At 66.0% G+C, this 20,942-nt stretch carries 19 protein-coding genes; 11 read left to right on the top strand and 8 right to left on the bottom strand.

Annotated elements, in window-relative coordinates:
• Positions 1 to 138: 138 nt before the first annotated feature.
• Together BTO32_RS03660 and BTO32_RS03655 are read left to right on the top strand one after the other, a co-directional pair.
• A complete protein-coding gene (locus BTO32_RS03660; RefSeq protein ID WP_076723091.1) occupies positions 139 to 1,701 on the top strand; it encodes a methyl-accepting chemotaxis protein in 1,563 nt (520 codons plus the stop codon).
• A gap of 35 nt (positions 1,702 to 1,736) precedes the next feature.
• A complete protein-coding gene (locus BTO32_RS03655; protein WP_139339016.1) occupies positions 1,737 to 2,753 on the top strand; it encodes a lipid A deacylase LpxR family protein in 1,017 nt (338 codons plus the stop codon).
• A gap of 31 nt (positions 2,754 to 2,784) precedes the next feature.
• Here the strand turns inward: BTO32_RS03655 and BTO32_RS03650 are convergent, their stop codons facing one another.
• From BTO32_RS03650 to BTO32_RS03635, 4 genes are all read right to left on the bottom strand, one after another.
• Positions 2,785 to 4,101, bottom strand: coding sequence for a short-chain fatty acid transporter (locus tag BTO32_RS03650; RefSeq protein ID WP_076723090.1), 1,317 nt, complete (start codon positions 4,099 to 4,101; stop codon positions 2,785 to 2,787).
• Positions 4,102 to 4,165: 64 nt separating this feature from the next.
• Positions 4,166 to 5,368 (bottom strand): 3-oxoadipyl-CoA thiolase, encoded by a 1,203-nt coding sequence (gene pcaF / locus BTO32_RS03645; protein WP_076723089.1) that lies wholly within the window; start codon positions 5,366 to 5,368, stop codon positions 4,166 to 4,168.
• A 10-nt stretch (positions 5,369 to 5,378) separates the two neighbouring features.
• Positions 5,379 to 6,155 carry a CoA-transferase subunit beta gene (locus tag BTO32_RS03640; RefSeq protein ID WP_076723088.1) on the bottom strand — a complete coding sequence of 259 codons (777 nt, stop codon included), beginning with the start codon at positions 6,153 to 6,155 and terminating at the stop codon, positions 5,379 to 5,381.
• Between the two features lie 2 nt (positions 6,156 to 6,157).
• On the bottom strand, positions 6,158 to 6,985 hold the full coding sequence (locus tag BTO32_RS03635) for a CoA transferase subunit A (protein WP_076723087.1): 828 nt from the start codon (positions 6,983 to 6,985) through the stop codon (positions 6,158 to 6,160).
• A 183-nt stretch (positions 6,986 to 7,168) separates the two neighbouring features.
• Between BTO32_RS03635 and BTO32_RS03630 the strand changes: the two genes are divergently transcribed.
• Complete coding sequence (locus BTO32_RS03630) at positions 7,169 to 7,948, top strand: IclR family transcriptional regulator domain-containing protein (RefSeq protein WP_076723086.1); 780 nt, start codon at positions 7,169 to 7,171, stop codon at positions 7,946 to 7,948.
• A gap of 8 nt (positions 7,949 to 7,956) precedes the next feature.
• On the opposite strand, the gene BTO32_RS03625 is transcribed toward BTO32_RS03630, so the two are convergent.
• Positions 7,957 to 9,348, bottom strand: a complete 1,392-nt coding sequence (locus BTO32_RS03625; protein WP_076723085.1) for an aminotransferase-like domain-containing protein — start codon at positions 9,346 to 9,348, stop codon at positions 7,957 to 7,959.
• A 212-nt stretch (positions 9,349 to 9,560) separates the two neighbouring features.
• On the opposite strand from BTO32_RS03625, the gene dctP reads away from it, so the two are divergent.
• The 4 genes from dctP (at position 9,561) to BTO32_RS03605 (ending at position 13,803) form a co-directional block, all read left to right on the top strand.
• Positions 9,561 to 10,619, top strand: coding sequence for a TRAP transporter substrate-binding protein DctP (dctP, locus tag BTO32_RS03620; protein WP_076723084.1), 1,059 nt, complete (start codon positions 9,561 to 9,563; stop codon positions 10,617 to 10,619).
• A 62-nt stretch (positions 10,620 to 10,681) separates the two neighbouring features.
• Positions 10,682 to 11,194, top strand: coding sequence for a TRAP transporter small permease subunit (locus BTO32_RS03615; RefSeq protein WP_076723083.1), 513 nt, complete (start codon positions 10,682 to 10,684; stop codon positions 11,192 to 11,194).
• Positions 11,191 to 12,513, top strand: coding sequence for a TRAP transporter large permease (locus BTO32_RS03610; protein ID WP_076723082.1), 1,323 nt, complete (start codon positions 11,191 to 11,193; stop codon positions 12,511 to 12,513). Before BTO32_RS03615 ends, BTO32_RS03610 begins: the two co-directional genes overlap by 4 nt.
• 21 nt (positions 12,514 to 12,534) lie before the next feature.
• Entirely contained in the window at positions 12,535 to 13,803 is a 1,269-nt protein-coding gene (locus tag BTO32_RS03605) for a hydroxymethylglutaryl-CoA reductase, degradative (protein WP_076723081.1), read from the top strand.
• Between the two features lie 18 nt (positions 13,804 to 13,821).
• Here BTO32_RS03605 and paaG read toward each other — a convergent pair whose 3' ends face one another.
• Together paaG and BTO32_RS03595 are read right to left on the bottom strand one after the other, a co-directional pair.
• Positions 13,822 to 14,613, bottom strand: coding sequence for a 2-(1,2-epoxy-1,2-dihydrophenyl)acetyl-CoA isomerase PaaG (gene paaG, locus BTO32_RS03600; protein WP_076723080.1), 792 nt, complete (start codon positions 14,611 to 14,613; stop codon positions 13,822 to 13,824).
• A gap of 133 nt (positions 14,614 to 14,746) precedes the next feature.
• Positions 14,747 to 15,388: an IclR family transcriptional regulator gene (locus BTO32_RS03595; RefSeq protein ID WP_076723079.1), complete on the bottom strand. Its 642-nt coding sequence runs from the start codon at positions 15,386 to 15,388 to the stop codon at positions 14,747 to 14,749.
• Between the two features lie 112 nt (positions 15,389 to 15,500).
• Here BTO32_RS03595 and BTO32_RS03590 point away from each other — a divergent pair, with 112 nt between their 5' ends.
• The 3 genes from BTO32_RS03590 to BTO32_RS03580 are packed head-to-tail and all read left to right on the top strand — an operon-like array spanning position 15,501 to position 18,743.
• Positions 15,501 to 16,667, top strand: a complete 1,167-nt coding sequence (locus BTO32_RS03590; RefSeq protein WP_217696997.1) for a CaiB/BaiF CoA transferase family protein — start codon at positions 15,501 to 15,503, stop codon at positions 16,665 to 16,667.
• Positions 16,664 to 17,503 (top strand): citryl-CoA lyase, encoded by an 840-nt coding sequence (locus BTO32_RS03585; RefSeq protein ID WP_076723077.1) that lies wholly within the window; start codon positions 16,664 to 16,666, stop codon positions 17,501 to 17,503. The genes BTO32_RS03590 and BTO32_RS03585 overlap by 4 nt, the downstream gene beginning before the upstream one ends.
• A gap of 22 nt (positions 17,504 to 17,525) precedes the next feature.
• Complete coding sequence (locus BTO32_RS03580) at positions 17,526 to 18,743, top strand: MFS transporter (protein ID WP_245820263.1); 1,218 nt, start codon at positions 17,526 to 17,528, stop codon at positions 18,741 to 18,743.
• Between the two features lie 3 nt (positions 18,744 to 18,746).
• Here BTO32_RS03580 and BTO32_RS03575 read toward each other — a convergent pair whose 3' ends face one another.
• Positions 18,747 to 19,643 carry a LysR substrate-binding domain-containing protein gene (locus BTO32_RS03575; protein WP_076723076.1) on the bottom strand — a complete coding sequence of 299 codons (897 nt, stop codon included), beginning with the start codon at positions 19,641 to 19,643 and terminating at the stop codon, positions 18,747 to 18,749.
• A gap of 250 nt (positions 19,644 to 19,893) precedes the next feature.
• Here BTO32_RS03575 and BTO32_RS03570 point away from each other — a divergent pair, with 250 nt between their 5' ends.
• Positions 19,894 to 20,916 (top strand): porin, encoded by a 1,023-nt coding sequence (locus tag BTO32_RS03570; RefSeq protein ID WP_076723075.1) that lies wholly within the window; start codon positions 19,894 to 19,896, stop codon positions 20,914 to 20,916.
• The last annotated feature ends 26 nt before the right edge of the window (positions 20,917 to 20,942 follow it).

Below are 20,942 nucleotides of genomic sequence, written 5' to 3'. Positions count from 1 at the left end.
ATCCAGGGTGGGGATAAAAAAGTCGCAGCCTAATCAAACATCGGTTCGCAAAACCGGCGAAATCTGCCTATAACTGCTTCATGTATGGAGTCGTTCTGGCCACTCTTCAAGAGGGCCACCATGGATCGGTGCAAGACAATGAAAAAGAATCTGCCGGTTACCACTGTTGAACGTGAATTCCCAGCCACCCAGAAGCTGATTTCCTCCACCGACCTCAAGGGCCGCATCACCCACTGCAACCAGGCGTTTGTCGAGGTCAGCGGGTTCTCCCGCGAGGAGCTGATCGGCAAGCCCCACAACATCGTGCGCCACCCGGACATGCCGCCGGAGGCCTTTGGCAACCTCTGGGCCCATCTCAAGGCGGGCAAGCCCTGGATGGGGCTGGTCAAGAACCGCTGCAAGAACGGTGACTACTACTGGGTCGACGCCTACGTCACCCCGATCACCGAGCAGGGCCAGGTGGTCGGCTACGAGTCGGTCCGCTCCTGTCCCCGGCGCGAGGATGTGGCCAGGGCGGAGGCGCTGTACGAGCGTCTGCGCCAGGGCAAGTCCATCCACCGTTGGACCGACCGGGTGGCGCCGTCGACGGCCTTTCTGGTCTTGGTGTTGGTGCTGGCCCTGACCCTGCTGGCCGGCGGCCGGCAGGAACTCTCGGAGGTGCTGCTGGCGGTGGGGGTGCTGGTGTATGCCGGCTGGCAGACCTGGGAGCGCAAGCGGTTGATGCGCTCGCTGTCGTCGGTGCTGGCGGGCAGCTTTTCCGATCCCCTGGCAGCCCGCTGTTATACCCGGGAAGCGCTGGACCTGGGCCGTCTGAAAGTGGCCGTCCTGGCGCAGACGGCACATCTGGATACTGTCCTGACCCGGCTCGAGGATGCCGCCGCCCAGGTTCGCGCCCGTTCCATGCAAGGGCTGGAACTGTCGCACGAATGCCAGGAGACGGTGCGCGCGGGGCAGCAGGAGATGGAGCAGGTGGCGGCCGCCATGCACGAAATGTCCCAGAGCATCGGCGAGGTGTCGGCGCACGTGGCGGGTACGGCGGACAAGGCCCGGCAGGTCCAGGAGGCGACCGGCCAGGGGATGTCGGTGATCGCCTCCACCCGGGACGCCATCGACCAGTTGAAACGGACCGTGCATGATGTCAGCCAGGCGGTGCAGGCCGTCTCCGACCAGAACCGGAGCATTGCCACGGCGGCTGAAACCATCGCCCAGATTGCCGAACAGACCAACCTGCTGGCGCTGAACGCGGCCATCGAGGCGGCCCGGGCCGGCGAGCACGGGCGCGGATTCGCGGTGGTGGCGGACGAGGTGCGCGAGCTGGCCAAGCGCACCCGGGCGTCCACGTCCGAGATCCACGAAGTGATGTCGGGACTGGTGGAGCGGAGCGAGCGTTCGGTGATCATGGCCCGCTCCGGTGTGGAGGCCGCGGACCTCGGCCTGGAAAAAATGCTGACGGCGGAACACGCGCTGCAGGACATCAATGGCGCGGTGGGCGAGATCACCGGGATGGCCATCCAGATGGCTTCGGCGATGGAGCAGCAGGCACAGGTGGCCGAGCAGATCGACCAGCAGATTGGCCGGATGTCGACCATGGCCAGACAGACCCTTGATAAAGGCGAGAAGTCCACCCACTGTATAGGCGAGCTGGGCCGGATCGCCGAGGCCCTCCATGAGCTGGTGGTCCGGTTCGGCCGGAAATCCTGACACTCACCCGAACAACGTTCACGAGAACCGTTACCATGACCCAGTGCCCGGGGCGCAAGGCCCCGTTGCCCGTGTTGGCCCGTTGTGCCCTGGTGCCGGTGCTCCAGGGCGCGGTGGTGTCCGTCTGCCACGGCGATGTGCTTAACCTGTCGTGGGACAACGACCTGCTGACCGGCACCGACCAGGGCTACACCAACGGCGTGCGGCTGTCCTGGCTCGGTGAACCGGCGGAACGGGACCGGCACTGCCGGCTGTGCTTGGCGGGGCGGGCCCGGAACCTGCTGGCGCCCCTGCCGGGGGTTGGCGCGCCGGGGACCGGGCACAGCCTCAGTTTCAGCGTTCGCCAGCTGATGGTGACCCCCGAGGACATCGAATCGGTTCAGCCCCGCTACGACGACCTGCCCTACGTTGGCTATCTGTCGGTGTCGTCCACCCTGTGGAGCACCCGGCCCGGCGTGGTCACCGGGTATGGGGTCCATCTCGGCGTGGTGGGCGAGGACAGCGGCGCCGAGGCGGTGCAGCGCTGGGCTCACAAGGTGGTGGGCAGTACTCAGCCGGCCGGCTGGGACCACCAGCTGGGCACTGACGTGGTGGGCGGCGTCCAGGCTCAGCACGCGGAGCGGCTGGCGCTTGGCCGCCTGGGCGGGTGGCAGTACGAGGCTTCGGTGATGACCGGTGGCCGGCTGTCCACGTTCAGCACCAGCCTGGATCTGGGGCTGGTGTTCCGGATCGGCAGCCAGCTGCCCGACAACCTCATCCCCGACTACTCCGGTTCGGCGTCCACCATCGGCCTGCCCGGCGCGCTTGGCCGCGACGGCTGGTCGGTTTTCCTGGGTGTGGGCGGCCAGTACATCCCCTACAGCTATCTGGAGGCCGAGTCCGGCCCCTACCGGTTTGACCAGAAGCCGCTGGTGGGGCAGGTGGGGCTGGGGGCCAGCTGGCAGGCCTATGACTGGCTGGTGTCGGTCATCCTGAGGGCGACCACGGACCAGGAACAGAGCAACAAGAGCCACTTCTCCTATGGCACCCTGGCGCTGTCCTGGCGGATATGAAGACCCCCGGCGGGGCCGGGGGTCGGGAGGGTCAGCCGAAGGCGGCGAGCAGCATGAAAGTGCCGGCGATGGCGGCACCGGAAATCAGCAGCCACACCAGCAGGTAGCCCATGATGTCCCGAGCCGACAGCCCGGCCACCCCGAGCAGGGGCAGGGCCCAGAACGGCTGGATCTGGTTGGTCCAGCCATCGCCCCAGGTGAAGGCCATGATGGTCTGGGCGGGGTCGGCCCCCAGGGCCGCTGCGGCTTCCATCATGATCGGCCCCTGAATCGCCCACTGACCGCCCCCGGAGGGGATGAAGAAGTTGACCAGGCCGGCGGAGAGGAACGTCAGCAGAGGAAAGCTTCCCGGCGTCGCGATGGCAATGATCGCTTCGGAGAACTGGGTCACCAGCCCCGAGTTGGTCATCATTCCGGCGATGCCGGCGTAGAGCGGGAACTGCACGATGATGCCCCGGGCCGCCGTCACCGCCTTTTCCGTGGCCTTCAGGTAAGCGACGGAATTCCGGTGCAGAATCAGGCCCAGCGCCAGGAAGATCAGGATGATGGTGTTGAGGTTGATGCTGAAGCCCTGGTTGACCACCTGAGCGATCAGATAGGCGGCGGCCAGCAGGCCCAGGAACAGGGTGGGCCAGCGGCTGTTCTCGATGCGCTCGGCTGGGCTGTGTCCGGCGGTTGCATCGGCCTGGGTGTCCGGCCGATCATCGCCGCTGTCGTCCAGGCGGACGATGCGCTCGGGCTGCTTTTGCAGCAGGAAGAAGATCACCAGCAGCACCAGCAGTGTGATGGTCAGGGCGATGTTCCAGCCGGAGTAGAGGGTTTCGCTGACCGGCACGATACCGATGGCGTCCTCCATGAAATGGTCGGGGGTGGCGATCACCAGGGGAATGGAGGAGGAGGGCCCCCGCACCAGCTCGCCGCCATAGGCCGCGGCAACGATCAGCGGGAAATGCACGGCGACCCGCCGGCCCATTTCCCGGGCCAGGATGGCGCCGGCGACCATGCCAAAGCCCCAGTTCAGGTAGTAGCAGACGAAGCTGACCACAATGGTCAGGACCAGGGCCTGGCGGGGCGTGCTGGTGTGCCGGGTCAGGCCGGTGAGCATCGACTGCACCGCCGGCGTGAGGGCGAGCACGTAGCCGGTCAGGAGCACCAGCACCATCTGCATGCCGAATTTGAACAGTTTCGAGAATCCGTCACCCCAGTATCCGGCCATCGCCACGGGCGACTGGCCGGAGACCGTCATGCCGAGCACGAACACGATGGCGGTGAGGATCACCGCGAGGACAAAAGCGCTGGGCAGGTAGCGCTGAACCATGCGAACGGAAAGGTTGGTGATTGCTTCCATTGTTTTGTGACCGTTGTTTTTGGATATCGATGGACGTTTTGGTTGTTGTGGTTGTGACCGGTTGTCACGTGCGTTCAATCAGCAGGGCGATGCCCTGGCCGACGCCGATGCACATGGTGCACAGGGCGTAGCGGCCGCCAGTGCGCTGCAGCTGGTGCGCCGCGGTCATCACCAGCCGGGCGCCGGACATGCCGAGCGGGTGACCCAGGGCGATGGCGCCGCCGTTGGGGTTGACCCGGGGGTCATCGTCCGCCAGCCCCAGTTCTCGCATCACCGCCAGGCTCTGGGCCGCGAACGCCTCGTTCAGTTCGATCACGTCGACCTGATCCAGCGACAGCCCCAGGCGCGCCAGCAGAGTGCGGGTGGCCGGCACCGGCCCGATGCCCATGATGCGGGGTTCGACCCCGGCGGTGGCCATGCCGACGACGCGGGCGATGGGCCGCAGGCCGTGACGTTGTACCGCTTGGGCACTGGCCACCAGCATGGCCGCGGCCCCGTCGTTGACGCCGGACGCGTTGCCGGCGGTGACCGAACCACCTTCCCGGAACGGTGTCGGCAGCGCCGCCAGCTTTTCCAGGGTGGTGCTGCGGGGATGCTCGTCGGTGTCGAACACCCGCGGCTCCTGTTTCCGGCGGGGAATGGTCACCGGCGTGATTTCCTCGGCGAAGATGCCGTTGTCCCGGGCCCGGGCCGCCTTCTGCTGGGACCGGAAGGCGAACAGGTCCTGATCCTGCCGCGACACCTTGTATTGCTCGGCGACGTTTTCGGCGGTTTCCGGCATGGAGTCAATGCCGTAGCGCGCTTTCATCAAGGGGTTGACGAAACGCCAGCCGATGGTGGTGTCCTCGATCTGCTGGTTCCGGGCGAACGGGGTGTCGGCCTTGCCCATGACGTAGGGGGCGCGGGACATGGACTCGACGCCACCGGCCAGGGCCAGTTCGATCTCGCCGGCACGAATCGCCCGGAACGCGGTACCCACCGCGTCCATGCCGGACCCGCACAGACGGTTGAGGGTGCCGCCCGGCACCGTCGTTGGCAGGCCCGCCAGCAGTGCCGCCATGCGGGCCACGTTGCGGTTGTCTTCGCCGGCCTGGTTGGCGCAGCCCAACAGCACTTCGTCGATGGCCGCGGGGTCCAGGTCTGGCGCCTCGGCCAGTACCGCCTTGAGAATGTCGGCGGCCAGGTCGTCCGGGCGCACGCTGGCCAGGGTGCCGCCGAAGCGGCCGATGGCCGAGCGTCGGGGATGGCAGATGTATACGTCAGTCATATGGCAAGCCTCACGGTTGGCTCGAGTGGTGGGCGTCGCTGCGCGCTTTCAGATCGCGCAGCACCTCAAGTTCCTCGGCGCTGGGGGCGGGGGTACGCTCCAGCTGCGTGGCGAAACGGATGTCCCAGCCGGTGGCCTCAATCACGTCCTCGCGGGTGACGTTCGGGTGCAGGGAGGTGACCACCAGTTCCCGGGTGTCCGGGTCCGGCTTGAGAATGCACAGGTCGGTGATGACCAGGGATGGCCCCCGGCCGATATTCGGCACACCCTCGCGGGCCTTGCCGTCGCGGCCGAAGCCTACGGTGGTGATGAAATCCACCGCGTTCACGAAGGTGCGCCGGGAGTGCTTGACGGTGATGAACACTTCCCGGGCATGGGTGGCGATCTCCGGGGCACCGCCACCGCCGGGCAGGCGCACTGCGGGTGAGCGGTAGTCGCCGATCAGGGTGGTGTTCAGGTTGGCGTAACGGTCGATCTGGGCGGTGCCCAGGAAGCCGACGCTGACGTGCCCGCCCTGGAGCCAGTAGCGGAACATCTCCGGCACCGACACCGTGGTCAGCGCCGATTCGCACAGCTCGCCGTCGCCGATGGACAGGGGCAGGACGTCCGGGCGGGTCTGCAGGGTGCCGGATTCGTAGATCAACGTCACGTCCGGGGCGTGGGTCAGCCGCGCCAGGTTAGCGGCCTCGCTCGGCAGGCCGATGCCGACGAAGCAGATCATGTCGTTGCGGAGTGCTCGGGCGGCGGTCACGCTCATCATTTCCGAAGCGGTAAATTCGAGGCTCATGGTTACTCGGCTCCTTGGTCGGCGCGTGTCGTGAACACGTTGTCGTTCAGCCAGGCCAGGAACGCCTGGCGATCCCGGGCGATCGCATCCCAGGCCTTGTAGAAGGCGTTGTCGCGGTCGTAGTAGCCCAGCGCGTAGGACGGCTTGGCGCCGCCGGGTGCCAGGGCAATGGCGGTAATGGCCCAGGCCGGCAGCACGCAGGCGTTCACCGAGGCACCAAGGTCGTCGACGATTTCCTCCACGGTGACGATGCTGCGCCGGGCCGCCAGCACGGCTTCCTTCTGCACTCCAACGATGCCTTCCACCAGCACGTTGCCCCGGCGGTCCGCCCGCTGGGCGTGGATCACTGTCACATCCGGCCGCACCGACGGCACCGCCGCCAGGCGTTCGCCGGAGAACGGGCACTCGATGAAGCGGATCTGGTCGTTGACCTTGGGCAGGTCGCTGCCGATGTAGCCGCGCAGAATCGCCAGGGGCAGCCCCGAGGCGCCGGCCTCGTAGGCGCAGGCCATGGCGGCGTGGCTGTGCTCGACCACCTCGATCCGGTTGGGCCAGCCCTTTTCCACCGCGTCGCGCAGGCGGTGCAGGGAGCCGACACCGGGGTTGCCGCCCCAGGAGAAAATCAGTTTGCGGGCGCAGCCGGCGCCGATCATCTGGTCGTAGATCAGGTCCGGGGTCATCCGGATCAGTGTCAGGTCACGCTTTTCCTGGCGGATGATTTCATGGCCCGCCGCGAAGGGGATCAGGTGGGTGAAGCCTTCCATCGCCACGGTATCCCCGTCGTGGATGTGCTTGGCCACCGCGTTCTGGAGAGAGAGGAATTCAGCCATTGCTCGGTTCTCTTGTTGCTTTAAGTTCGTATTACGAACATAAGTTTTTTATGCGAACATGATGGCGCGTTTGCTTGGGGATCGTCAAGAACAAATTTTCACCAGCTCCGGCGGATGTTCGTATAGCGAACGAGCTGGTACCATTCGTCGTCCTTGCCCCTGGCTGGTGTTGGAGAACATGGAATGGATGATCGGAAACTCAAACCCGGAGACCGCGACTACGTCGGCGCCCTGGCCTCCGGCCTGGAGGTGCTGCAGGCGTTCGACGCCGAGCACCCGCGCATGACCCTGAGTGAGGTGGCGACGCGGACCGGCATGGACCGGGCCAAGGCCCGCCGCTTCCTGCTGACGCTGCACGCCCTCGGTTTCGTCAAGCGCAGCGGGCGCCAGTTCGAGCTGACACCCCGGGTGATGCGGCTGGGGTACGCCTACCAATCCTCGAACCAGTACCGGGCCGTTATTCAGCAGTATCTGGAGGGCATCACCGCGGAGCTGGGCGAGTCGTCCTCGCTGGCGGTGCTGGACGGCGATGACGTGGTGTACGTGGTCCGCTCCGCGGCCCGGCACCGGCTGATGGCCATCAGCCTGGCGGTGGGCACGCGCCTGCCGGCCGCGTACACCTCCATGGGGCGGGTGCTGCTGGCGCAGCTGCCGGACCCGGAACTGGAGGCGTTCCTGGCGCGGGTCGAGCTGCACCGGCACACGCCCGCCTCGATTGTTGACCGGGAGGCGCTGAGGGCCGAGCTGCTGAGCGTGCGCGAGGCGGGCTACGCCATCGTCGACCAGGAACTGGACCTGGGCCTGCGTTCGGTGGCGGTGCCGGTGTTCTCCGGTGCCGGCGAGTTGCTGGGGGCCATCAACATCAGCACCAACGCAGTGCGGGTGGACATGGCCACGGTCCGGGACAGCTACCTGCCCCGGCTGCAGGCGGTGGCGGAGCAGATTCGCCAGGCCACCCGCTGAGGGGCGCCTCAGCGCCGCGCGCGGATCACTTCGTCCTGGAGGAACCGAAGCAGGCGCGGGTGCCGGGCATGGGCGATGTTGATGCGCAGGGCGGGGGCAGCGTCCCGATCGCCGAGGGTGAACAGGTGCCCCGGAGCGAGGAAAATGCCCTGGGCCGAGGCCTGGTGCGCCAGCGCCAGGCCGTCGACATCGCCGGGCAGCGGGCACCAGATGTAATAGCCACCGGTGGGTGGCTGGATGTTCTCCAGGCCGATGCCACGCAGGGCCGCCACGGCCTCGGCGCCGGCCTTGCCCACCCGGTCCCGAAGCCGCGCCATGTGGCGCCGGTAGCGGCCTCGGACAATCATTTCATGGACCATGCGTTCGATCACGCTGGAGCCGTTCACCACCGTCAGCATCTTGATGTCGGTCAGCGACCGGATCAGCGCCCGGTTGGCGGCGATGTAGCCGCAGCGGAGGCTCGCCGAGAGGGTCTTGGAAAAGGTACCCACGTAAATCACCCGGTTGAGGGCGTCCAGGGAGGCCAGATGCGGCGTTGCCCGGGGCAGGATGTCGCCGAAGGGGTCGTCCTCGATGACCGTCAGGTCATGCTGTTCGGCGATGCGCAGCACCGCATGCATGTTTTGCAGCGACATGGAGGTGCCGGTGGGGTTGTGGGCCATGGGCTGGACGAACAGCAGCCTGGGCCGGTGTTCGCGGATGGCCTGCTCCAGGCAGGTCAGATCCAGGCCGTCCGGGCCCCGGGGCACGCCGATGGTTCGGGCCCGTTGCAGGCGCAGTTTGCCGAACATGGGGTAGTAGCCGGGGGTTTCCACCAGCACCGGATCGCCGGCGTCGACAAAGTGCCGGACGATCAGGTCGAGGGCGTGGTTGGCGCCGAAAGTCAGCAGCACTTGGTCGGGGCTGGCGCTGATGGCCCGGTCGATCAGGGTGCGGGAGATGTCCTCGCGCAGCCCGGGCAGGCCCTGAGGGTTGCCATACTCGAACTCTCCGCCCGGTTCCCGGGTGGGGGCGATGCGCTTGAACTGCCGGCGGATGTCGGCGTTTTCCATCCAGCTGGCGGGCAGGCGGCCGTCGCCGGCGCGGACCTCGTAGTGCTGGTGCAGCTGTTCCCGGAGCAGGGAGATCAGATCCACCGCCTCGGTGAAGTGTTCGGGCTTGATGTCCGGATGCGCGGGGCGGGCGGCCTCGACGTAAAAACCGGAGCCGTGGCGGGGGCGGATGTAGCCGGTGGCGATCAGGCGGTCGTAGGCATCGATGATGGTGTTTTTGGACACGCCGAAGTTGCTGGCGGCGGCCCGGATCGAGGGCAGTCGGGCGCCGGTAGCCCATTGCCCCTGTTTGATCTGTTCGGCGATGGTGTCGGCGATCTGCTGGGCCAGCGCGGGTTTCTGTGCCATGGCGTCCTCAAAGTGTACCCCTTTGTTGGCAGGTACAGTACGTGGGTCAATTGTTCTAATTGTACCTTGTTCACTTCCGTGCACTGTCCTAAGTTTCGAACAGGTCCGGGCGCCAAGTCCAGTGTCCGGCACCGTCGCATGAACGAATAAGAAACTGTGGCGCATCGACGTTTCCCACCTTGGGGGTGCAGCCACTCACAAAGGGGAGTGTTATGAATAAACCAACCAACAACAAACGTCCCGGATTGCTCAAGTCGCTGGTCTCCGCCCTTGTCCTTGCCGCCACCGCCGTGCTGCCGTCGCTGGCGCCGGCCGAAGAACTGCCGAGCGTGAACTGGCGCATGCAGGCCCTGTGGGATGCCGGAACGACGCCCTACGAGTACGAAAAGCACTTTGTCCAGCGGGTGGCGGAGCTGACCAACGGCAAGTTCCAGATCCGCCTGTTCGCCGGTGGCCAGCTGGCCCCGTCCGCGCAGGCCTTCGAGGCGGTGCGGGCCGGCGCCTTTCAGATGATGAAAACCTTCGACGGCTACGAGGCCGGCGCCATTCCGGCGTTTGCCTTCACCAGCACCGTGCCTTTTGGCTTCCCCGAACCGGACCAGTACGAAGCTTGGTTCTATGAGAAAGGCGGCCTGGACATGGCCCGCGAGGCCTATGCCAAGGCGGGCCTGTTCTACATCGCGCCGACGGTGTACGGCCAGGAGCCGATCCATTCCAAGTTCCCGCTCAGGTCCCTCGCCGACCTGAAAGGCAAGAAGGGGCGTTTCGTGGGGCTGGCCAGCACCGTCATGGCGGCGTTCGGCGTGGCCACCACGGGGTTGCCGACCGCCGAGGTGTATCAAGCCCTGGAAAAGGGTGTGATCGACTTCGCCGACCGCGGCGACCTGACGGCCAACCTGGAGGCCGGGCTCGGTGAAGTGGCCGGCTATGTGGTGGTCCCCGGTTTCCATCAGCCCACCACCGCGACCAGCTACGTGGCCAACCGTGCCGCCTACGATTCGTTGCCCGCCTCCTACAAGGCGGCCCTGGAAGTGGCTGCCCGGGAGATTTCCGCCTCCCTGAGACAGCACATTCTGGCCCAGGATGCCGTGGCCCTGAAACAGTTCGAGGCCCAGGGCGTGAAGGTGATCCATCTGAATCCGGACATGGTCGCCGAGGGCCGGGCAACCGCCATGGGGGCCTGGCGCAAGGCAGCCGGGGACGACGAGCTGGCCAACCGGGTGTTGGACAGCCAGATCGCCTTCATGAAAGAGCTGGGCCTGCTCGACTGAGCCGGTCTGCCCTGGTCACGGCCGCCCGGAGATCCCGGGCGGCCCCATCCCCGAGGTTCACGATGCCTGTTGTGCTTGGCTACTGCCGCCTGGTCACGGCGTTCAACCGCTGGTTGGCCGGAGCGGTCTCCGCGCTTGCGTTTGTCATGGTGGCGGTCATTGGTTACGAAGTGGTCGCCCGCTATTTCTTCGACGCGCCGACGGTCTGGGCGATGGAGCTGTCGACGCTGCTGTTCGGCCCCTATTTCCTGCTGGCCGGGCCCTATCTGCTGCACACCGCCGGCCATGTCAACGTCGACATTCTCCATGCCCGGCTGCCGCGCCGCGCCGCCGGCTGGCTGGATTGCCTGTGTCATGTCCTGATCGCGTTGCTGGCGGCGGTGTTCATCGTTCAGAGCCTGCCGGTGGCGCTGAACGCTTTTGACAGCGGTGAAACCTCCTTCACCGCCTGGAATCCGCCGATCTGGCCGGTGAAGGCGCTGATCCCGGTGGCCTTCCTGCTGCTGTTGCTGCAGGCGGTGGCGGAGGCCATCCTGGCGGCGCGGCGTGCCCTGGCCGGGGAGGGGTCCGCATGAACTCTTCCCTGGTTCTGGTGCTGATGTTCGCGGGGCTGTTGCTGCTGCTGTTGAGCGGCATGCCGCTGGCGTTCGTCCTGTCCGCCCTGGCGGTGGTGTTTACGGTGCTGCTCTGGGGCACTGACGCGCTGGTGCTGACGGTGCTGCAAACCTTCGATGCCATGACCTCCGACATCCTGCTGGCGATTCCGCTGTACGTGCTGATGGCCAGCGTGCTCCAGCGTTCCGGCATTATCGAAGCGTTGTACCGGGCCATGGAACTGTGGTTTCGGCGCCTGCCCGGGGGGCTGGCGGTGGGCACGGTGGTGATTTGCACCATCATGGCGGCGATGACCGGGATTGTCGGCGCGGCGGTGGCGGCGATGGGTATCCTGGCGTTGCCGTCCATGCTCCGGCGCGGTTACGACCAGCGCCTGGCGCTGGGCACCATCTGTGCCGGGGGCACCCTCGGCATCCTGATCCCGCCCTCCATCATCACCATTGTCTATGCGGCGACCGCGCAGATCTCCGTGGGCAAGATGTTTGCCGCCGGCATCGTGCCGGGCCTGGTGCTGGCGGGCCTCTACATGGCCTACATCGTGATCCGGGTGATGCTGCAGCCGGAGAAGGCACCTCGCCAGGAGGCGCGGGCGATCGGCTGGCGGGAACGGTTGGGGTCGCTGACGTCGCTGATCCTGCCCAGCCTGATCGTTTTGGCGGTCCTGGGCAGCATCTATGCCGGTATTGCGACCCCCACCGAGGCGGCCGCGGTGGGCGTGATCGGCGCGCTGGTGTCGGCCGCCTGCCAGCGCGAGCTGACCGTCGGTAACCTGAAGGCGGCGGCGATGGATACCCTGCGGGTGACCACCATGATCATGTGGATCACCATCGGCGCCAAGATTTTCGTCTCGATTTTCACCGGCACCGGAGGCGCGGATTCGCTGCTGCAGTTCATCCAGGACCTGGAGGTCAACCGCTGGCTGGTGCTGCTGGCGATGATGCTGGTGCTGGTGTTTCTCGGCCTGTTTCTGGACGAGATCGGCATCATCCTGCTGTGCGTGCCCGTGTTCCTGCCAATCATCCATGCCTTCCATTTCGACCCCCTGTGGTTCGGCGTGCTGTTTCTGATCACCGCCCAGATGGCGTACATCACGCCGCCGTTCGGTTACACGCTGTTCTACATCAAGGGCGTGCTGCCTGACGGCATCGGCATGGACACGGTGTATCGGGCCATCGTGCCGTTCCTGGTGCTGCAGCTGCTGGCCCTGGCCCTGTTCGTCCTGTTCCCCGACCTGGTGACCTGGCTGCCCGAGCGGATCGTGCAACCGTCCCAGCCCTGAATGCATAGGAGATAACCGACCATGACAACGACCACCTCGCGCATTCCCGGCCTGCATCGGCTGACGCCCCTTGAACGCCTGCACAAGGTGGCGGAGATCGCCGGCCTTGGGCCGGAGGCCGTCGCCCACCTGGCCAACACCGGCAACCTCGACGCCGCCACCGCCGACGCCATGATTGAGAACGTCATCGGCACCCTGAACGTGCCCCTGGGAATTGCCACCAACCTGATTGTCGATGGCCAGGAGGTGCTGGTGCCCATGGCGACCGAAGAGTCGTCGGTGGTCGCCGCCGTGTGCAACGCCGCCCGCCAGTGCCGGAATACCGGCGGCTTCACCACGGCCATGTCCGGCTCGCTGATGATCGCCCAGGTGCAGCTGGTGGGCGTGTCCAATCCGGAGTTTGCGCGCCTGCGGATTCTTGAGCACCGGGCCGAGATCGAGGCCCTCTGCGACGAGACCGACCCGGTGTTGCGCGCGCATGGCGGCGGCTTCCGGGACCTGGAGGTCCGGGTCCTGGCGGGGCGCTCCGGGCCGATGGTGATCGTCCACCTGGTGGTGGACACCCGCGACGCCATGGGGGCCAACGCGGTCAATTCCATGGCCGAGGCGGTGGCGCCGTGCCTGGCCGAGTGGACCGGCGGTCGTCCCTATCTGCGCATCCTCTCCAACCTGGCGGACCGGCGGTTGGCCCGGGCCCGGGCTACCTGGGCCCTGGCCGACATCGGCGGTGCCGAGGTGCGTGACGGCATTCTGGCCGCCTTCGAGTTCGCGGATCTGGACCCCTACCGCGCGGCGACCCACAACAAGGGCATCATGAACGGGGTCAGCGCGGTGGTGCTGGCCACCGGCAACGATACCCGGGCGGTGGAAGCGGGCGCTCACGCCTATGCCGCCCGTTCCGGACAGTACCGGTCGCTGACCCAGTGGGAAATGGATGCCGACGGCAACCTGACCGGCACGTTGGAAATGCCCCTGGCGGTGGGCCTGATCGGCGGCGCCACCCGTTCCCATCCCACCGCCCGCATCGCTCTGGACATCCTGGGGGTGAGCAGCGCCGACCGGCTGGCGCGGACAATCGCTGCCGTTGGCCTGGCGCAGAATTTCGCCGCGCTCAAGGCACTGGCCACCACCGGTATCCAGAAGGGGCATATGGCCCTGCACGCCAAGAACATCGCGGTCATGGCCGGCGCGGTGGGTGAGGAGATCGATCAGGTGGCCCGGGAGATGGTGGCCCAGGGCAGGGTGCGGGTGGACATCGCCGAACGCCTGCTCAAGTCCCTGCGCGGCTGACCGGCGGCCCGGTTCGGCTCAGCGGCCCCGGAAGGCCGGGGCACGCTTGTCGAAGAAGGCCTGCAGCCCTTCCTGATAATCGTCCGACTGGCCACAGCGTTGCTGGTATTCGGCCTCCAGCGCCAGCTGTTCGTCGAAGGTGTTGTGGTAGGCACCGGCCAGGGCCGACTTGATGGCGGCCAGGGCGCGGGTGGGTTTGCGGGCCAGCTCCAGCCCCAGTTGCAGGGCATCCCGGCCGAAGGACTCGTCCGGGTAGCACTGCCAGATCAGTCCCCACTCCACCGCTTGTTCCGCGCCGATGGGGGTACCGGTCATGGCCAGCCCCGTGGCGCGCGCGTGGCCGACCTTGCGAGCCAGGCTCCAGGTGCCGCCGCAATCGGGGATGAGGCCAATGTTGATGAAGCTCTGGATGAACCGGGCAGACCGCTTTGCGACCACCAGGTCGCAGGCCAGGGCGAGGTTGGCGCCGGCACCGGCGGCGACGCCGTTGACAGCGCACACCACCGGCTTGTCCAGGCTCCGGATGGCCCGGGCGATCGGGTTGTAGCCCTGGCGCAGGGACTGGCCCAGGTCGGCCCTGGGTTCCCCCGGGGCGCGCCGGCGCTCGTGCAGGTCCTGGCCGGCGCAGAAAGCGCGGCCGGCCCCGGTGATCAGCACGGCCCGCACCGAGGTGTCCGCGGCCAGGCGGGTCAGCACGGTCATCAGTTCCTGGCGCATGGTGGCGTTGATGCTGTTGAGGCGGTCGGGCCGGTTGAGGGTCAGGATGGCCAGCGATTGTTCCTGTTGCAGCTTGACGGTATCGAAGGTCACGGCGGGCTCTCCCTGCGGGTGCGTGCGGCGGCCGGGGTGCCCCGGGCCGTTCTCTCCCTTCAGGGTAAGCATGGCGGGCGCGGTGGCAACTTCCCGCTGGTCATGCGGTTATGAGCAATGGGAATGCCGGCGCTCAGAACCGGGCTCGGATCTGCCGGGCCGCCTCCCGCAGCAGCTCGATGAAGCGGTCTTGGCGGCTGGAGAGAATCGACTCGGTGCTGCCGGACAGAGTGATGGCGCCAAGCTGGCCGCCCTGGCTATCGAACACCGGGACCGCGATGGCGGCGACCCCGGGCACGCGTTCGCCCCGGGAGATGTGGACGCCGTCGTTCTGGTGCGGCTGCACCAGTGCCCGGGCCGCCGCTCCCCGGTCCAGCCCGAGCCGGGAGCCTTCCTCCACGTAGTGCCGCAATTCGTGGTGGCCAATCTCGCGCAGCAGGCAGACGCGCTCGTCCCCGTCCCGGACGTAGAACGAGGCGGTTTCTCCGGTCTCGTTGCGAAGGCGTTTCAGGTAGGGGCGGATCACCGCATCGTAGTCGGCGGTGGTGCTGTCGCGGCCGAAACGGAGCAGCGCCGGGCCGGGCCGGTGCAGGCCGTCCTCGCCGCGCATCACGTAGCCGAACCGTTCCAGTGATCCCAGAATCCGCAGGATGGTGCTCTTGTACAGCCCGGTTTTCTCCGCCAGCTGTGCCAGCGTCCAGGCGTCCTCGCCGGTTCGGAAAGTGTTCAGGATCATCAGTGCCCGCTCGACGGACTGGACCCGGTTGTCTGCCATGTGTGCCTGCCTCGTTGCCTGGCCCGCCATATTAACGTTGGCCGATGGCGTTGCAAATGTGGATTTCGTGCGTGTATTCTGTTTAGCAGAATGCGTTCTGTCAGGAGGAATGATGACCCCGCCACTTTCCGGGTACCGCGTGCTGGATCTCACCAATGTGCTCGCCGGTCCCTTTTGCTGCCACCAGCTCGCCCACCTCGGCGCTGACGTGATCAAGGTGGAAAATCCCCAAGGTGGCGACCTGGCCCGTCAGCTCGGGGCCGACCCGGAGCTGAATGCGTCCCTGATGGGGGCCTCGTTCCTGGCGCAGAACGCCGGCAAGAAGTCGGTGACCCTGAACCTGAAGGACGCCGACGACCGGCGCCGCTTTCTGGCCCTGGTCCGCGACGCCGACGTGCTGGTGGAAAACTTCCGGCCCGGGGTGATGGCGCGTCTGTCCCTGGACTTCGAGGTGCTGCGGGACGTCAACCCTCGGCTCGTCTATTGCGCGATCTCCGGGTTCGGCCAGGACGGCCCGCTGGCGTCCTATCCGGCCTACGACCAGATCATCCAGGGCATGGCCGGCGTGATGAGCGTGACCGGCGATGCCGACACCGCACCCTACCGGGTCGGTTATCCCCTGGCCGATACCGTGGGCGGGCTGACCGCCGCGATGGCGATCAGCGCGGCGCTGGCCAATCCGCAACGGCCGGCCACGTTCATCGACGTATCCATGCTGGAGTCGGTGCTGGCCACCCTGGGCTGGGCGGTGTCCAACCTGTTGGTCGCCGGCAAGGCGCCCGCGCCGATCGGCAACAACAACGTCACCGCCAGTCCGTCCGGGACCTTCCGCACCGGTGACGGCCTGATCAACATCGCCGCCAACAAACAGGAACAGTTCGAGGCCCTGTGCCGGGTGCTGGGGTGTCCCGAGTGGCTGGACGATCCCCGTTTCGCGGACCGGCAGGCGCGACTGGAACACCGTCAGGCGCTGACCGAGCGGATCGAGGCGAGACTGGCGATCCGGGATACCGAGTTCTGGTGGCGGGCCCTGGTGGCGCAAGGTGTGCCGGCGGGACCGGTGTACACCATCGAGCAGATCCTGGCGCACCCCCAGGTGGCCGACCGGGGCCTGATCGAGACCTTCGACGACGGGGGGATCGGCCGGCCCCTGAAGGTGATCAGTGGCGGCTACCGCTTCAACGGCAGGCCGCCCCGGGTGGCGTCGCCGCCCCCGACCCTGGGCCAGGACAATGCCACCGTTCTGGCGAATCTGGACCCGATCGAGGCACGCCCATGAGCAGACCGACGGATACCCCCCCGGACCGGGATCAGGCCGCGGCCTGGTGGCGCACCGGGATCATCGACATGGCGCCGGACCGGATCCGGTTCCGGGGCTGCCCGGTGCAACAGTTGATCGGCCGGGTGTCGTTCGTGGACATGATCTGGTTTCTGGTGGTCGGGGTGATGCCCTCGCCCCGCCAGGCCCGGCTGGCCGAGGCGGCCCTGGTCGCCGGCGTCGACCACGGCCCGCAGGCACCGAGCATCGCCATTGCCCGCATGGCCATGACCTGCGGCGGCTCCCTCAACAACGCGCTGGCCTCCGCCGTCAATGTGCTGGACGATGTGCACGGGGGCGCTGGCGAGCAGGCGATGATGCTGTTTCAGGACATTCGGTCGCGGCTGGTGGACGGTGACGACCTGGCGCGGGCGACCGAGGCGGGCCTTGCCCACTGGCGCCGGCGGTACGGACCGATCATCCCGGGCTTCGGGCACCGCTTTCACCGGACCGATCCCCGGGCACCCCGGCTGATGGCCCTGGTGGCCGAGGTGGCGGAAACCGGTGAAATTACCGGGCAGGTCGCCGCCATCGCCGGGGAGATCGAGCGTCAGTTGGCTGCGGCCAAGGGCCGCCGCATTCCCATGAACATCGATGGCGCCACTGCGGTGATCTTTTCCGAACTCGGGCTGCCGCCGCCCCTCGGCCGGGGCCTGTTCTGTCTGTCCCGGAGCGTGGGGATTCTGGCCCACGCCTGGGAGCAACAGCAGCAGGGGGGGCGCAACAAGGGGCCCTTGCCCAAGGGTTGGCTCTGGCAATACGATGGCGAGCCGCCCCGGGATTGTCCGCCGGTCTGAGTATTCCTGCCTGGGAGAACGTATGTCGAAGCCGGATCCATCCGGGCCGAACGAGGTGCTGACCAACATGGTCGCCATCTGCGTGGGCCTGACCAGCGCCTTCATGGTGCAGACCATGCTGCTGATCGCCATTCCCCTGTACGCCCTGGAGCTGGGGGCCACGCCGGTGCTGGTCGGTATGATCCTTTGTGCCCCGTATCTGCTGCCGCTGGTGCTGGCGATTCCCCTGGGCGGGTTGATCACGCGCCTGGGCGGTCGCCGGGTCATCATTGCCGGCGCCTGCGGCATGGCGGCGGGGCCCTGGGTGATTCTGCTGCTGCCCGGCTTCTCCGGTCTGATCGTGGCGCAGCTGATCATCGGGGTGGCGCACATCCTGATGGTGCTGGCGGCCCAGTCCATCATCTCCGGGCTGGGGCACGGCAAGGCGCTGGAGCGCTACTTCGGCTGGTACACCACCTGCCTGTCCGGCGGGCAGCTGGTGGGGCCTTTGCTGGCCGGCTGGCTGATCGACGCCAGCGGTGCCCGGCTGTCGTTCGCGGTCATGGGCGCGATCGCGTTGATCGGTATCCTGAGCGGCTTCTTCCTGACGGGCAGCGCCCGCGTCGGCCAGAGTACGGAGAAATCCCTGCTGGGCTACCGGGCCCAGGCCCGGCTGCTGCGCACCAATCCCGGGGTGAAAATTTCCATCGCGCTGACGGTGGCGGTGATGTTTGCCCTGGGCGCCCACGGCAGTTTCCTGCCGGTCTATCTGGAAAGCCTGGCGGTGTCCGCCACCACCATCGGTGCCCTGGTCAGCCTCCGGGCACTGTGTGCCATGGCCATCCGCCCGTTCATGTCGTCGGTGATCGAGTGGCTGGGAGGCCGGGCCGCCGCGATGGTGTGGTCCTCGGTGGTGGTTGCCCTGGGGCTGATGCTGACCGGGCTGACCGGCAATGTCTATCTGCTCGGGGTGCTGGCGGTTCTGGTGGGGGTCGGTTCGGGGATCTCCCAGCCGCTGTCGATGGTGGTGTTGGCCGAGCATGTGTCGGCGGCCCAGCGCTCCAGTGCCCTGGGCATGCGCCTGATGGGAAACCGGGGAGTCCAGTTCCTGGCGCCGCTGATTTTGGGGTTCCTGGCGGAGGTGATGCCGTTCAATCTCACCTTCCTGCTGGCCGGTGTGTTCGTGCTGGCGTTCGTGGCGGTGATCGTCGCCCTGATTCCCGCCTTCCGGCGGCAGGAATCGGAGCTGGCGGCGAACTGAGGTTTAGGGGGTGTCCTCTTCGATTTCATGAATCAGCCATTCCCGGAAAATGCGCATCTTGGGTGAAATCAATCGGCCTTCGGGATATATAAGAAAATAGGCCAGGGATCGGGTCAGGGGTTTGTCGAAGGGGCGGATCAGAATGCCGGATTTAAATTCATCCTGAAGCATCCGGGTTTGTCCCATGGCAATGCCCATATTGTCAATGGCCCCTTGATAGGCCAACAGGGAACTTGGGAATTCTGTTATTTCCTTGTCTTCCGGGAATTCAATGCCCATATATTTGCACCAGTCGCCAAAATCCGTTTTTCGATAATGCGACTGCAATAATGGATATTTGAATATATCTTCCGGTTTGGACAAGGGCGCGCCTTCCCGGATAAGCCCGGGACTGCACACGGGCTCGATCTCGTCATAAAACAACCGCTCCCCCTGGCCCTCGTAGCTGCCTTCCTCGCACAGTTGGATGGCGGCATCGGCGTCGGACTTGGCGAAGTTGATGGGTGCCACGCTGGTGGCGATCCGGACCGGGATTTCCGGGTGCTCCTGCTGGAAGCGGTTGAGCCGCTTGATCAACCACTTCGCGGCAAAGGTGGTGTACACCTGGATCCGCAGCGGTGAGCTCAGCGAGGTCTTCTGCAGGCGCTCGGTGGCGGAGGCGATGGCGGCGAAGGCTGGGCCCACCTCGCGATGATACGCTTCGCCGGCGTCCGTCAGGAACACGCCGCCTTGCTCTCGGATGAACAGTTTGATTCCCAGATACTCTTCCAGCGTGGCGATCTGGCGGCTGACCGCCGACTGGCTGACGAACAGCTCCGCCGCCGCCCTGGTGAAGCTTCCCTGCCGTGCAACGCATTCGAAAACGCGCAATGGATTGAGGGGTGGGACTTTTCTACTCATCTTATTGTTTCATGCGTTTGATGAATGGCGGGATTACAAATGCGAAGTAGTAACCCGGTGAAGAAACAGTTTAACTGAAGCTGTTTGGATTTGGAATGAAGCATCTTGTTTCATTTCAGTCGTGTGGCGTTCTTTTGGATGTATATATTTCTGGTCAACAACAACACATTTAATAAAGAGGTTATTATCGATGATAAAACAAAAACAATTGGCACTGTGTTTGTCGGCTATTATATCGGGCTCCTATTCCATGATTTCCCTGGCAAGTGCCGAAACACCGGATATTGATGTGGAAACCTATGGCCAAGTGAACCTGGGATATATGATGGGTGATACCGGCGATGGTTCCAAAAGTTATGTGGTCGACAACGACAACAGTGCCAGCCGGGTCGGGGCAAAGCTGAGCGGCCGGGTCGAGGAGCTGAATGTGACCGTTGGCGCTCACGTTGAGCTGGAATACCAGCACAACGCCTCCAACGTGGTGACGCCGGATGTCCGGAACGTGGATGGCGAATTCAGTGAACGGCAGCTCAACCTGTTTGTTCAGGGCGATTTCGGCAAGGTCTCCCTGGGCCAGGGGGACGGTGCCGCCAATGGCAATGTGGAGGTCGATTTGTCCGGCACCAAGGTGGTGTCGTTCACCAACCCGGCCCTGGTGGGGGGCGCGCTGGCGTTCATCGACGAGGCCGGCGGCACCCAGGTGGCGCTCAAGTCCGCCATGACCGATCAGGATTTTGAAAGCCGTTATGACCGGCTGCGCTACGACGCACCGGCCCTGGGGCCGGTGCGGCTGGCGCTGAGTCAGGGCGTCAAGGACAGCAACGACGTCACCGAGCTGGGCGCGCGCTTCAGCCTGCCGCTGGCGGGCAAAGTGTCCGGCGGTCTGGGCTATTCGGTGAAGGATGTCGGCGGTGTCACCGGCGATGTCACCACCCTCGGCGGTTCCCTGTCCTGGCTGCACGACAGCGGGGTCAACCTCACCGGCGCCTATTCCCGGGTTGAGGACGACGACAACGCCAACCCGGACTCCGATTTCTACCTGGTGAAACTGGGCTACAAGCAGGGCCGGCATGCGGTGGATCTGCACCTGGCGGAAGCCAAGGACCGGGTGGCGGACGGCGATACCGCCGAGACGCTGGGGGTTGGCTACGTCTACACGCCGGTACCGTGGCTGAACCTGTACGCCGGCTACAACCACCATACCCTGGATCGCGACAGCGGCGATTACGACGACGTGAACACCCTGCTGATGGGTGGCAACGTCAAGTTCTGATCTTGGTGCGGGGCGCGCATGCGGGG

Origin of the sequence: Marinobacter lutaoensis (genome assembly GCF_001981305.1) — a bacterium.
GTDB lineage: Bacteria > Pseudomonadota > Gammaproteobacteria > Pseudomonadales > Oleiphilaceae > Marinobacter > Marinobacter lutaoensis.
The sequence above is the reverse complement of the archived record's forward strand: the minus strand, read 5'-3'. Positions and strand labels throughout refer to the sequence as shown.

What these genes read in the sequence shown, in the direction of transcription:
- BTO32_RS03610 (WP_076723082.1), top strand. Translation starts at nt 11,191, where the DNA reads ATGAACTCTTCCCTGGTTCTGGTGCTGATGTTCGCGGGGCTGTTGCTG.
- BTO32_RS03625 (WP_076723085.1), bottom strand. Translation starts at nt 9,348, where the DNA reads ATGGCACAGAAACCCGCGCTGGCCCAGCAGATCGCCGACACCATCGCC.
- BTO32_RS03655 (WP_139339016.1), top strand. Translation starts at nt 1,737, where the DNA reads ATGACCCAGTGCCCGGGGCGCAAGGCCCCGTTGCCCGTGTTGGCCCGT.
- BTO32_RS03580 (WP_245820263.1), top strand. Translation starts at nt 17,526, where the DNA reads ATGTCGAAGCCGGATCCATCCGGGCCGAACGAGGTGCTGACCAACATG.
- pcaF (WP_076723089.1), bottom strand. Translation starts at nt 5,368, where the DNA reads ATGACTGACGTATACATCTGCCATCCCCGACGCTCGGCCATCGGCCGC.
- BTO32_RS03570 (WP_076723075.1), top strand. Translation starts at nt 19,894, where the DNA reads ATGATTTCCCTGGCAAGTGCCGAAACACCGGATATTGATGTGGAAACC.
- BTO32_RS03650 (WP_076723090.1), bottom strand. Translation starts at nt 4,101, where the DNA reads ATGGAAGCAATCACCAACCTTTCCGTTCGCATGGTTCAGCGCTACCTG.
- BTO32_RS03635 (WP_076723087.1), bottom strand. Translation starts at nt 6,985, where the DNA reads ATGGCTGAATTCCTCTCTCTCCAGAACGCGGTGGCCAAGCACATCCAC.
- BTO32_RS03585 (WP_076723077.1), top strand. Translation starts at nt 16,664, where the DNA reads ATGAGCAGACCGACGGATACCCCCCCGGACCGGGATCAGGCCGCGGCC.
- BTO32_RS03575 (WP_076723076.1), bottom strand. Translation starts at nt 19,643, where the DNA reads ATGAGTAGAAAAGTCCCACCCCTCAATCCATTGCGCGTTTTCGAATGC.
- BTO32_RS03590 (WP_217696997.1), top strand. Translation starts at nt 15,501, where the DNA reads ATGACCCCGCCACTTTCCGGGTACCGCGTGCTGGATCTCACCAATGTG.
- BTO32_RS03630 (WP_076723086.1), top strand. Translation starts at nt 7,169, where the DNA reads ATGGATGATCGGAAACTCAAACCCGGAGACCGCGACTACGTCGGCGCC.
- BTO32_RS03605 (WP_076723081.1), top strand. Translation starts at nt 12,535, where the DNA reads ATGACAACGACCACCTCGCGCATTCCCGGCCTGCATCGGCTGACGCCC.
- BTO32_RS03595 (WP_076723079.1), bottom strand. Translation starts at nt 15,388, where the DNA reads ATGGCAGACAACCGGGTCCAGTCCGTCGAGCGGGCACTGATGATCCTG.
- dctP (WP_076723084.1), top strand. Translation starts at nt 9,561, where the DNA reads ATGAATAAACCAACCAACAACAAACGTCCCGGATTGCTCAAGTCGCTG.
- BTO32_RS03615 (WP_076723083.1), top strand. Translation starts at nt 10,682, where the DNA reads ATGCCTGTTGTGCTTGGCTACTGCCGCCTGGTCACGGCGTTCAACCGC.
- BTO32_RS03640 (WP_076723088.1), bottom strand. Translation starts at nt 6,155, where the DNA reads ATGAGCCTCGAATTTACCGCTTCGGAAATGATGAGCGTGACCGCCGCC.
- BTO32_RS03660 (WP_076723091.1), top strand. Translation starts at nt 139, where the DNA reads ATGAAAAAGAATCTGCCGGTTACCACTGTTGAACGTGAATTCCCAGCC.